Annotated in this window: 11 protein-coding genes, 5 tRNA genes and 1 riboswitch; of the genes, 15 read left to right on the top strand and 1 reads right to left on the bottom strand. The window is 32.7% G+C overall.

Annotated elements, in window-relative coordinates; translation table 11 throughout:
* The 3 genes from ACJAX4_RS17010 to ACJAX4_RS17020 form a co-directional block, all read left to right on the top strand.
* A partial coding sequence (locus ACJAX4_RS17010) for a peptidoglycan DD-metalloendopeptidase family protein (RefSeq protein WP_435790644.1) occupies positions 1-652 on the top strand: 652 nt, incomplete at its 5' end.
* Positions 653-771: 119 nt separating this feature from the next.
* Positions 772-1026: a sporulation transcriptional regulator SpoIIID gene (gene spoIIID, locus ACJAX4_RS17015; RefSeq protein WP_435790645.1), complete on the top strand. Its 255-nt coding sequence runs from the start codon at positions 772-774 to the stop codon at positions 1024-1026.
* A gap of 126 nt (positions 1027-1152) precedes the next feature.
* On the top strand, positions 1153-2187 hold the full coding sequence (locus ACJAX4_RS17020) for a rod shape-determining protein (protein WP_435790646.1): 1035 nt from the start codon (positions 1153-1155) through the stop codon (positions 2185-2187).
* Positions 2188-2253: 66 nt separating this feature from the next.
* Here ACJAX4_RS17020 and yyaC read toward each other — a convergent pair whose 3' ends face one another.
* Positions 2254-2808: a spore protease YyaC gene (yyaC, locus tag ACJAX4_RS17025; protein ID WP_435790647.1), complete on the bottom strand. Its 555-nt coding sequence runs from the start codon at positions 2806-2808 to the stop codon at positions 2254-2256.
* Positions 2809-2939: 131 nt separating this feature from the next.
* Here yyaC and ACJAX4_RS17030 point away from each other — a divergent pair, with 131 nt between their 5' ends.
* The 12 genes from ACJAX4_RS17030 to ACJAX4_RS17085 form a co-directional block, all read left to right on the top strand.
* Positions 2940-3608: a hypothetical protein gene (locus tag ACJAX4_RS17030; protein ID WP_435790648.1), complete on the top strand. Its 669-nt coding sequence runs from the start codon at positions 2940-2942 to the stop codon at positions 3606-3608.
* A gap of 206 nt (positions 3609-3814) precedes the next feature.
* Positions 3815-3889: transfer RNA gene (locus ACJAX4_RS17035), tRNA-Thr, on the top strand.
* Between the two features lie 5 nt (positions 3890-3894).
* A tRNA-Tyr gene (locus ACJAX4_RS17040) sits at positions 3895-3979 on the top strand.
* A gap of 42 nt (positions 3980-4021) precedes the next feature.
* Positions 4022-4097, top strand: a tRNA-Val gene (locus ACJAX4_RS17045).
* 27 nt (positions 4098-4124) lie between these two features.
* Positions 4125-4209: transfer RNA gene (locus tag ACJAX4_RS17050), tRNA-Tyr, on the top strand.
* Positions 4210-4295: 86 nt separating this feature from the next.
* Positions 4296-4380 (top strand) — tRNA-Tyr (locus tag ACJAX4_RS17055).
* Between the two features lie 109 nt (positions 4381-4489).
* A riboswitch (SAM riboswitch) is annotated at positions 4490-4591 on the top strand.
* 85 nt (positions 4592-4676) lie between these two features.
* On the top strand, positions 4677-5852 hold the full coding sequence (metK, locus tag ACJAX4_RS17060; protein ID WP_435790649.1) for a methionine adenosyltransferase: 1176 nt from the start codon (positions 4677-4679) through the stop codon (positions 5850-5852).
* Between the two features lie 272 nt (positions 5853-6124).
* Positions 6125-8368, top strand: a complete 2244-nt coding sequence (gene recD2 / locus ACJAX4_RS17065; RefSeq protein ID WP_435790650.1) for an SF1B family DNA helicase RecD2 — start codon at positions 6125-6127, stop codon at positions 8366-8368.
* 41 nt (positions 8369-8409) lie between these two features.
* A complete protein-coding gene (locus ACJAX4_RS17070; protein ID WP_435790651.1) occupies positions 8410-9438 on the top strand; it encodes a hypothetical protein in 1029 nt (342 codons plus the stop codon).
* Positions 9411-10091 (top strand): ComF family protein, encoded by a 681-nt coding sequence (locus ACJAX4_RS17075; RefSeq protein WP_435790652.1) that lies wholly within the window; start codon positions 9411-9413, stop codon positions 10089-10091. The genes ACJAX4_RS17070 and ACJAX4_RS17075 overlap by 28 nt, the downstream gene beginning before the upstream one ends.
* Positions 10092-10586: 495 nt before the next feature.
* On the top strand, positions 10587-11117 hold the full coding sequence (gene hpf / locus ACJAX4_RS17080; protein ID WP_435790653.1) for a ribosome hibernation-promoting factor, HPF/YfiA family: 531 nt from the start codon (positions 10587-10589) through the stop codon (positions 11115-11117).
* Positions 11118-11303: 186 nt separating this feature from the next.
* Positions 11304-12380: DEAD/DEAH box helicase (locus ACJAX4_RS17085; protein WP_435790654.1), on the top strand; the 1077-nt coding region annotated here is incomplete at its 3' end.

A 12380-nucleotide genomic window follows, 5' to 3' on the forward strand; every position in this document is an offset into this window, starting at 1 on the left:
AGCAAGTAATCAATTGGAAGAACAAAAACAACAAGCAAATGCAGAAAAAGTTTCAAAAGAGGAACAAAAAACTTATGAGGATGCGCTTCAAGTAAAAAAGGAAAACGAAGCTAAAACTCAAGGACTTAAGTCAGTACCTAACATTAAAAAGGTTACATCTACAGATTTAACTACTGCTGTTTCTAATACAATTAGTGTTAAATTTGAAAAACCCGTAGCTAATGGGCTTCTCGCGAGGGCATATTCAAAAGACGTTGATGCTGTTGTGTGGAAGACTAATGGGAGCTATACAAATAATTTAGGCATTGATATTAAAGTTAAAATAGGTGAGCCAGTTGTAGCTGTCATGGACGGAACGGTTAAAGAAGTTGGTGTTGATGTTACTAATCAAAAAGGTCAAATGGTTGTAATAGATCATGGTAATGGCTTTGTTACTAGATATTCTAATTTAGATGAAGAGATATTAGTAAAGAAAAATGATAAAGTAACTAAAAATCAGAAACTTGGTAAAGTGGGAGATACTACTTTAAACTCATTTAGTGAAGACTATGGTCCTCATTTACATTTTGAAGTTTTGAAAAGTAGCAAGAATGTTGACCCTGCTATATATGTAACATATGAAAAATACCAGGCTGTAGAAACTAAAAAATAACCAAAACCCATGCCAATCAGCCATTTTTACGAATTTATCGAGAAATGACTGATTGGAATGGAATTTAAAAGCAAGGTAATGCATATTTATAAATATATAAGGGTTTAGGAGGTAACACTTTGAAAGACTATATCGAAGATCGAGTACTAGAAGTTGCTAAGTATATTATTGAATCAAAAGCTACAATAAGAAGAACTGCCAAAGTGTTTGGTGTTAGCAAAAGCACTATACACAAGGATATGACGGAAAGATTACCTACTATAAATCCACTGATTGCTAGCGAAGCAAAAACAATATTGGATATAAATAAGGCGGAGCGACATATCAGAGGAGGAAGGGCAACTAAACTTAAATATCAGGCAGTAGAGGGATAAAAACATTTGAAACAAAAACTAGAAAAATATTAAAGCCAAAAAAAAGGGTTTTTTTATGGCTTTGTAGAATAAAGGTTAGTATAATTTAAATAACGAATATACTAAAGAGCAGGAGTGAGTTTTGAGATGTTTTTTTTTCGATTAGGTACAGATATGGGAATAGATTTAGGAACGGCCACAGTACTTGTATATATTAAAGGCAAAGGTGTCATCTTAAAAGAGCCGTCTGTTGTTGCCATAGATAAAAATCAAGATAAGGTATTGGCAGTTGGTGAAGAGGCTAGACAAATGATAGGGAGAACACCTGGCAATATTGTGGCTATACGTCCTATGAGGGACGGGGTTATTTCGGATTATGATATAACTGAAAAGATGTTAAAACACTTTATACAGAAGGCTTGTGGTAAAAAAAGGCTTTCAGCACCAAGAATTGTAATATGTGTCCCTTGCGAAGCAACGGAGGTAGAGAGACGGGCAGTAGAACATGCAGGTAGAAATGCCGGAGCAAAGAAAGTTTATCTCATTGAAGAACCACTAGCCGCGGCGATTGGAGCAGGACTAGATATTACTAAAGCAAGTGGAAACATGGTTATTGATATTGGTGGTGGAACTACTGATGTTGCAGTTATTTCTTTAGGAGGCATGGTTGTGCGTGAATCAATTAAGGTAGCTGGAGATAAATTTGATGAAGCTATTATAAAGTATATTAGGAAAAAACACAAATTAATGATTGGTGAGAGAACTGCGGAGAATTTAAAAATAAACATAGGTTGTGCATGCAAACAAGAGGAAGGAACTACTATGGATATAAGAGGGAGAGATTTAATTACTGGTCTTCCTAAAAATTTAGCAGTAACATGTGAAGAAATGAGAGAAGCTTTAAAAGAGACAGTCAATTTAATAGCAGAATGTACACATTCCGTGTTAGAAAAAACACCACCAGAGCTTGCAGCAGACATAGCTGATAAAGGCATAGTTATGACAGGTGGAGGTTCATTATTAAAAGGGTTAGATAAACTTATACAAGAATATACTAAAGTTCCAGTGTATCTTGCCGAGGATCCTATTTCATGTGTAGCCCTTGGAACTGGCAAGGTATTGGAGTATATGGATAAATTAGATAATTCATTTAACGCAGGCGAAACATACTCAGAGGAATAAAAAATGTAAACAAGCTATATAAACAAGCAATACAATTAGTAGTTTAATTGTATTGCTTGTTTATATTTATATTGGACTTGAATTGTTTTCTTCTTTGGTAAGGGAATATAAATAGTATGAATGCAAAAGGGACCGACTTAAGACACTAGCCATTTCCATTACTAAACTAAGTCTTATGTTTCTATTAGTAAAGAGTTCACTATCATCACTTGAATCTACTATACCTATTAATGATACGGTACCTACCTTAGGAAGCGTTTTTCCTACACCTTTACCAGGATGAATCGGATAATTTCTAGCCTGAATTTCACCGATATTTAAAATATCTCCTAAACATGCATCAACACCTATTATAGTAGAATGGGGATGTAAATTATTTATTTTGGCTAACTTACTATCGATGTTTAAGGCGTGAATTGGATTATCAATTGTTCCATATACAGGTAAGGGAAAGGAACTATCTTTTAAAAACGTACCTACTAGAGGACCAAGACAATCACCTATACATCTATCGGTGCCTATGCAAACAATTAAAGTATTGTCGTCGATATAGTTTTTTAAATACTCGGAAATTGTATAGTAGGCTAAAGGATCTTTATAATGGGTTTTAGCTTTACTCAAGAAATATACCTCCTTATCTTCCTATCAATAATTTATATGAATAAATACCAGGTATTATTATGATAAAAGTATAAAAAAATGATTATTTGGCAAATATTTTATATATATTAATTATTTGAGGTGATGTTCTTATGAAAAAAAACCAGTCGTCATGGATTATTATGATTTCTACATTTATTAGCGTGACTACAATGGGCTCATATAGTGGTTATATAAGTAATAGTAATCAATATGAGAAAGGTGAAATATATGTGCAGAAGGTATCAGAGATTATCAGTAATTTAAACCAAGACAAGAATAACGTTAATGAAGCTGCGGATATAAATGACAATATACAGGAAGATGATGTGCCTCAGAAAGAAATTAGTAGTGATAATAAAAGTGAATATGAAAATACTAATGATATTGCAGATACAAGTTCAATGAAAGTAGATATAGAGGACACTGCTTGGGATAAATATATATATGACGGTGGGTATGTACCAAAAGAATCGAACAGCCTAGAAGATTACAATTATACAAATGAACAAAATGAACAATCGGTATTTAAAGTATCGACAGGGAAAATAATGGAGAACTTAACTTCTACCGATAAAATAAAGTTGCTATATATAAGTATTAAGTTAGGCAGAGACAATTATAAAAAGGTTGAGGAGTATTTATATGCGAGTGATGCCGAGAATGGAGTGCTTAAAGCTTTAAAATTAATGAAAGACAATTTATCAGAAAAGGAATATGAAAAAGTGCGAATCATAGCTGGAAAGTTTATAGATATGGAAGAAGCAGAGAAGTTATACTAGTCATATAGAAGAATGATGTCATGCGAAAATATCATAAGACCTATATAAAAAAAAGCTGTAATTGTGATTAAATTCGAGGGAAGAAGAGAATTGTATAGTAATGTAGAGAAGAATTTATATATTAGCAAAAAAAACACTTGAAAATAATTAATTAAAGTTGTATAATGATTCTTGTCGACAATATACAGCAACAAATAATATAATATGCTAGCATGGCTCAACGGTAGAGCAGCTGACTTGTAATCAGCAGGTTGTAGGTTCGATTCCTATTGCTAGCTCCATAAGTGGAGGAGTTCCCGAGTGGCCAAAGGGGGCAGACTGTAAATCTGTTACGTAATGTTTCGATGGTTCGAATCCATCTTCCTCCACCATTTATTATGTGTTATTATAAAGTAGGCTTTATTATAAGTTTTGGGAGCATAGCTCAGCTGGGAGAGCATCTGCCTTACAAGCAGAGGGTCACAGGTTCGAACCCTGTTGTTCCCACCATAAGTAAGTTTTGTTAGTCATACTACTGGAGGAGTTCCCGAGTGGCCAAAGGGGGCAGACTGTAAATCTGTTACGTAATGTTTCGATGGTTCGAATCCATCTTCCTCCACCATTATTTTATATAAGATTTTAAGGCCGGAAATAGTTGCTTATAATTAGCAAGTCGTGAGATTAATTCTCATTGCTAGCGTCATATATGGAGGAGTTCCCGAGTGGCCAAAGGGGGCAGACTGTAAATCTGTTACGTAATGTTTCGATGGTTCGAATCCATCTTCCTCCACCAAAAGACATCTTTTGATGTCTTTTTTAATGATTTTAATTTAAGAAAAATATAAGCTTTATTGACACTATTGAATTTATATGGTAATATAATCAAAACTTAATATTGATAACTCTTATCAAGAGAGGTGGAGGGAAAAGGGCCCTATGAAACCCGGCAACCGGTGTACACGCCATGGTGCCAATTCCTGCAGTTATAGTCTGCGAGATAAGAGAGATGGTTAAAACACCTCTTCTCATATTGAAGGGGTTTTATTTTTTGTATAAGAAAAAATATAAGCATTTGAAAGGAGAATTATAATGAAAAGATTATTTACATCAGAATCAGTTACTGAAGGACACCCAGATAAAATGTGTGACCAAATTTCGGATGCTATACTTGATGCTATTTTAGAGCAAGATCCTAATGCTAGAGTTGCTTGTGAAACAGCGGTTACTACAGGGATGGTTTTAGTTATGGGAGAGATAACGACTTCGTGTTACGTAGATGTTCCTAAAGTTGTTAGAGAAACCATTGAAGGTATAGGATATACTAGAGCAAAGTATGGATTTGATGCTAGTACATGCGCTGTAATTACGTCTATTGGTGAACAATCGGCAGATATAGCCTTGGGAGTTAACGAGGCGTTAGAATCCAAATTAGGGGAACTTGCTAAGGGTGATTCGATAGGTGCTGGAGACCAAGGCATGATGTTTGGATTTGCCACTAATGAGACGCCAGAGTATATGCCACTTCCGATTGCTATGGCACATAGACTTGCAAGAAGATTAAGTGAAGTAAGGAAAAATGGTAGTTTGAAATATTTAAGACCAGATGGCAAGACTCAAGTTACTGTGGAGTATGAAGAAAACAAACCGGTAAGAATAGATACTATTGTCATTTCAACTCAGCATGGAGAAGAAGTTTCTCATGACCAAATTGAAAAAGATTTAATAGAACATGTAATAAAACCTATAGTGCCAAGTGAACTTCTAGATGTAAGCACTAAATATTATATAAATCCAACAGGTAGATTTGTAATTGGAGGACCGCAAGGAGACTCTGGTTTAACAGGAAGAAAAATAATAGTAGATACTTATGGTGGATACGGAAGACATGGTGGTGGAGCATTTTCTGGAAAAGATGCAACAAAAGTTGATAGGTCCGCTGCGTATGCTGCAAGATGGGTTGCTAAAAATTTAGTAGCAGCAGGGGTATCTGATAAATTAGAAATTCAGTTAGCATATGCTATCGGAGTAGCTAAACCAGTTTCTATAGAAGCGGAGACTTTTGGAACGGGAAAAATTACTGATGATAAAATTGTTGAAATAATTGAAAAAGTATTTGATTTAAGGCCAGCCGTTATCATAAGAGAATTAGACCTCAGAAAGCCTATTTATAAACAGACAGCTGCTTATGGACATTTTGGGAGAATAGATTTAGACCTTTCATGGGAAAAATTAAATAAAGTCGAAGAAATAAAAAAATATTTATAACAGCTAAGAGGGATAACAATCAACAATTGTTATCCCTCTTTTGCTTCGATACTTATCGATTTAAGTGTGAAATAGAAGAAAACTGCAAGGTAATTTGATTTTTTCCAATTTATGGATTATTATTTAGGATTTTGATAAAACTTAAGATAGGGGTATACTGTTGATGAAAATATGAAATACATATGAAATGCATATGATATAATAGCAATAGTGACAATATTTATACTATGATTAACATTGTCACTGTAAAATATACAAGTGGGAGAGATTTTATGCCGGAAATACAAGGAACCATTGAAGATATAGTATTTCATAATGACGAAAATGGGTATATAATTGCTCATTTGAGTAATAATAATAATAAAAAAATAACGGTTGTTGGCATTGTGCCATACATTAGTGAAGGGCAAAATTTAAAATTAACTGGTGATTGGGTGACTCACCCTAAATTTGGGAAGCAATTCACAATAAGTACATGTGAGGAAGTAATTCCAAGTTCAATTGCGGGCGTGGAAAAATATTTAGCATCGGGAGTTATTCAAGGAATTGGGCCTGTAACCGCCAAAAAAATTGTACAGCGCTTTGGGGAAGACACCATGAATATACTAGACAACGAAATTGAAAAACTAAAAGAGATTGATGGAGTAGGACAAAAAAAAATTGAGTTAATTTTCAAGTCTTATTCTAAGCAACGAGAAGTTAAAAATATAATGATATTTCTTCAAACATACGGAGTGACACCTAACCAATGCGTTAAAATATATAAAAAACATGGTTCGGAATCTATAAAAGTAGTAAAGGAAAATCCTTATGTGTTAACTGAAACCATTGATGGTGTCGGATTTAAAATTGCTGATAGGATAGCACAAAGTTTAGGAATCGATAAGGAGTCTCCGTTTAGAATACAAAGTGGAATAAATTATGTGGTTAATGAATTTTGTGCTATGGGAAATACATATATGCCATTAGAGAAATTATACAAGAAAGCTAAAAACATTTTGGGGGTTTCTGATGAAGAAATCCAGAGTAATGTTTATGATAATGTATTACAAGGCAAATTAAAAGTGGAAAATATTGATGATGAGGAATGTGTGTTTACTATACCTTTCTATTATTGTGAACTTGGGGTAACTAAGAAAATTATAACTTTATCTGTATCTCAGTGTGATGCGCTTAATATAAATATTGAAGATAAAATTAATGAGTTTCAAAAGGAAAAAAATATACAATTTGCAACGTCTCAAAAAGATGCTATTTGTGGTGCTGTAGAGAACAGCGTTGAAGTTATAACAGGGGGGCCTGGAACAGGTAAAACTACTATAATAAACTGTATAACAGAGGTGTTTGAAGGCGCGGGAATGAAAGTATTTATGGCTGCACCTACTGGGCGTGCTGCTAAAAGAATGACAGAGGCTACCGGCCGAGAAGCCAAAACAATACATAGGTTACTGGAGATTGGTATGGGAGGCGATGATGGGTCACAGTTTTTCAGAAGTGAGGAATCGCCTTTAGATTGTGATGTGCTCATTATTGATGAAGCATCTATGATAGATATAATACTCATGAACAGTTTACTCAAAGCTATCAGTATAGGAACTAGGCTTATAATTGTTGGTGATGTAGATCAATTACCATCTGTAGGCCCTGGGAATGTTTTAAGGGATATTATTGAAAGTAAATGTGTTGCAGTAGTAAAACTCAATCAAATTTTTAGGCAAGCTAAGGAAAGCATGATTATTGTAAATGCTCATAAGATTAATAATGGTGAGATGCCTATTTTAAATAAAAAGGATAAAGATTTTTACTTTATTGAAAATAATGATCCTGATAAAATTTTAGATAGTATAATTACATTGATAAATGTAAGGCTACCTAAATTTAACAAAGAATGGGATAAAATGAAGCATATTCAGATACTCTCACCTATGAGAAAAGGAATACTCGGAATCGAAAATTTAAATGAAAAGCTCCAGGAAATATTGAATCCTAAATCTAAATATAAAAAAGAGAAGGACTATAGGAATACTATATTTAGGGTAGGCGATAAGGTTATGCAAATTAAAAATAATTATTCTATAAAGTGGAACAAAACCAGTGCAAAAGCTGAAGAAGGTGCTGGAATTTTTAATGGCGATGTGGGGTATATTTACGATATTGATGATAATAATGAAAATGTGATTGTGGTTTTTGATGATGATAAGCGGGTGGAATATGAAGGGGTGTATTTAGATGAATTAGCGCTAGCATATGCTATTACAATTCATAAAAGTCAAGGCAGTGAGTTTCAGGTTGTAATTATGCCTATGTTTATGGGGCCACCTCTTTTGATGAACAGGAATTTGCTCTATACAGGAATAACTAGAGCTAAGAATATGGTTATTTTAGTAGGTAAGGTAAAAGCTATAAGTTTTATGAAAGATAATAACAGAAGTTTCGAAAGGTATTCTGCACTGTGCTTTCGAATAAGACAGATAGTAGATGCGAATTTAATAAGTGATGAAAATCAGCTGAGCTAAGTCCTATTAAAATAAATTTTTAATCCTGGAGGAGATTTTATATGTTTTTCTATTCAAAACTTACCCTTAATAAAGAGAAAGATGAAATTAGTAAAGAAATTCTGAGATATTCTTTAGCTTCCCAAAAAAGAATAGATGTTGTTTCTGTATTTTATAATTCTTCCGATATATTATTAGAAACGATAATTTCACATGCAAATAAAAAGAAAAACATACTGTATATAACAAATGAAGAAAAGCCAAACATTGATATTATTTACTTTATAGATAAGTTCAGTAATTTAGGCGGAAATATTGGCTATTCTGAAGTAAATTACAACAGTTATAATGAATACTTACATATATGCAATTATGAAAATGCGTTAAAAATGGATGAGAAATTTGATTTGGTTATATATAACGATATTCGAAGTTTTCCTAAATACAATAAGCAACAAATAAAAAAAATATTATTTAAAATGTGCAGAGAAGAGGGTGTTGCCATAGCTTATTCTGTAGAGACTATCTTAAGTGAATATGCCCCAATTATGTTTCCGCTAAAAAACAATAAAATTCCAATTATAGAGCCTAGAATCATAACAACAAGAATAAATTTAAGTATGGACATACCTTTGGTGGTATATGAATATCTAAATTGGTCAATTATATCAAATAGAAAAGTGATAATTTTTACGCCGGATGAGGAAAAAGCTACAGCGGTATTCCAGTATCTAAGCAATTTCAAAGAAAAGTTAAGTGAAAATATATTTCTATTTATTAGTAATAAAAGTCATGCTGATATTCCAATATTGTTTATGAAACAAGGCAAGGGGATAATAGTAACCGATGATTTTGAAGAAAGTTATCTAGAATTTGATTCGGTTGATGTTATAGTTTACTTTGCGGATGATATTAAATTTGATCATAAGCAACTATTATATTTATCAAGTAAGGTTGGAAGAAATGAAAATGTACAAAGAGGAGAAGCGATATTTCTAGCTAATATTGAAACTGTTCAAATGGATAAGGCTAAAAATATGGCTAGAAAATTTAATGAGAGAGCGTGGGACAAAGGATTATTAAATATATAAAAAAAATACTTTATTGCTTAGCTGGGCTCATATATTCAGGTGATGAGAGTTGCGTAATATGTGATGGATATAGTGAAGAAAGTGAGCCGTTATGTACCACATGTTCAAAACAATTAAGGCAATGCTCAGAACATTTTTATGTAGGAACTGGTAGTGAAAAATATCTTGTTTGGTCAGTGTTTTATTATTCAAATATTGTAAAAGAGCTAATTATTAGACTTAAATATAGAAGTGATTTTATCTGCGGTGAAATTTTGGCTAAGTATATGTTGAAATTTGTAAAAGAAACTAATCTTCAGTTTGATTTAATAGCATACGTACCCATGACTAAGAGTGCCCTTAGAAATAGAGGGTATAACCAAAGCGAGTTTTTAGCAAGTTACTTGTCGCGGTCATTAGATATACCTGTAATTTGCAATTTAATTAAAATTGTGGATACTAAGGATCAAATTGGTCTAAATGGTGAAGAGCGGTGGGCAAATATGAAAACATGCTTTGAGATTGAAGAAAGTGAGCGAATGTTAAATAAAAATATATTACTTGTTGATGACGTTATAACTACTGGTGCGACTGCATTTCACTGCGCCCATAATTTAAGAAAAAGTGGAGCAAGTAATATTTATGTATTGACTATAGCTAAAAGTAGGGTATAATAATTGTTGTAGTAAGTTAGGTTTGTGGTTGAAAGTCGATGCCAGTCGCAGGCGAAACGATCCACGTAAGTTAAACAAAGTTTAGTGAGCATGGTGCGGCTTAGAGGTTAGTCCTGCCGCCATAATAGGCGAGAGTGTAAGTAGTGAGAGGTTAAGTCCGGGTAGCAAAAGCTCCAGCAGGCGAGTGTGGGGTCAAAGACCAGGTCAACTAACTTAATATATAAAAACTCCTAATATTATGTTAGGAGTTTTTATATATTTACTCAATTATATAAATTATATCATAAAGTATATTTATAGACAATAAGCATCATGCCTCGATAAACAGGGAATTAATAAGGTATATTGAGATATTATAATTTAAATTGAGTTAATATTATGTGAATTCTAAATTTAATGGTTGTTTTTTAAGATTAAAAGTAATACAATATTGATAACAATATATAATATGCTTTTTATAAAGCAGTATATATACATTAGAGAGGGGCTGTAATTATGAAAGTTAACGTGATAGGAAAAAATATGGAGATAACAGAAGCCTTGAAAAATATCATAGAAAAGAAGATATCCAAATTTGACAGGTATTTTAATCCGGATGTGGAAGCTAAGACGACGCTTAGTGTTCAAAAAAATAGACACACCATAGAAATTACGATTCCTTTTAATGGAGTTATTTTAAGGGCAGAAGAGCAAAATGATGATATGTATGCTTCTTTAGACCTTGCTGTTGATAAAATAGAAAGACAAATTAGAAAACATAAAACGAAATTAGAAAAACGAGCTCATGGAAATTCTCTTAAATTTCAGGGCATTCCAAAATATGAAAATATTGAAGAAGATAATGATATTAAGATAGTAAGGACAAAGAGATTTGCATTCAAACCTATGTCGGCAGAAGAAGCAGTACTTCAAATGGAATTAGTTGGCCATAGCTTTTTCGTATATATGAATGACGATACTTCAGAGGTTAACGTAGTATATAAAAGAAAAGATGGACATTATGGTCTTATAGAGTCAGAATTTTAAGATATACTAAATTAAAAAGGATTAAAGTAAGAATATATTTACTTTAATCCTTTTTTTAGCTTTTAATTTTGTGAAAAGAAATTTACAATATTTATGGGTTAGTACATGTTGAATAGTTAGGAATTAAGTGGTATAATACACGAGTGTATATTTAGAAGAACTAAAATGAATGCGAGGATGAGAATTATGAAACTTTTTGAAAAGTTATTTGGTAGTTATAGTGATAGAGAGATAAAAAGAATTAATGATACAGTAGACAGAATAGAAGAACTAGATTCGGAAATGACGAATGCAAGCGATGAAGAACTTAAAGCAAAGACGGAAGAATTTAAGAATAGGCTAAATAGTGGAGAGACTTTAGATGACATATTACCTGAAGCCTTTGCGGTAGTTAGAGAAGCTTCATGGAGAGTTCTTAACATGAAGCATTTTAGAGTGCAACTAATTGGCGGTATAATACTTCATCAAGGAAGAATAACTGAGATGAAAACAGGTGAAGGAAAGACTTTAGTGGCTACACTTCCATCATATCTAAATGCATTATCAGGAGATGGAGTTCATATAATTACAGTTAATGACTATCTCGCAAAAAGAGATAGAGATGAGATGGGAAAACTACATGAATTTCTAGGAATTTCTGTAGGAGTAATTATCCACGATATAAATCCAACTGAAAGACAAGGGGCTTATAACGCAGATATTACATATGGGACAAATAATGAATTTGGGTTTGACTATTTAAGAGACAATATGGTTGTTCACAGTGAACAAAAAGTTCAAAAAAAATTAAACTTTGTAATTGTGGATGAGGTTGACTCAATATTAATAGATGAAGCTAGAACGCCACTTATAATATCTGGAGAAGGGGAAAAATCTACAGATTTCTATAAAGTAGCTGATTATTTTGTAAAAGGACTAGTAATAGAGAAAGATTATACAATAGATGAAAAAACTTCTTCCGTTATATTATCGGACGAGGGTATAGATAAAGCAGAAAAATATTTTCATTTAGAAAATTACGCTGATGCAGAAAATATGAGTATACAACATCATGTAGTTCAAGCTTTGAAAGCTAACTTTATCATGAAATTAGATAAAGATTATATGGAAAAAGATGGAGAAGTTCTCATTGTGGACGAATTTACTGGAAGGCTTATGGAAGGTAGAAGATATAGTGATGGACTTCATCAGGCAATTGAAGCAAAAGAGAGTGTAAAAATAGAAAAAGAGTCGAAAACACTTGCAACTATTACGTTTCAGAAT

Source organism: Clostridium sp., from assembly GCF_051278035.1.
GTDB lineage: Bacteria > Bacillota > Clostridia > Clostridiales > Clostridiaceae > Clostridium_AD.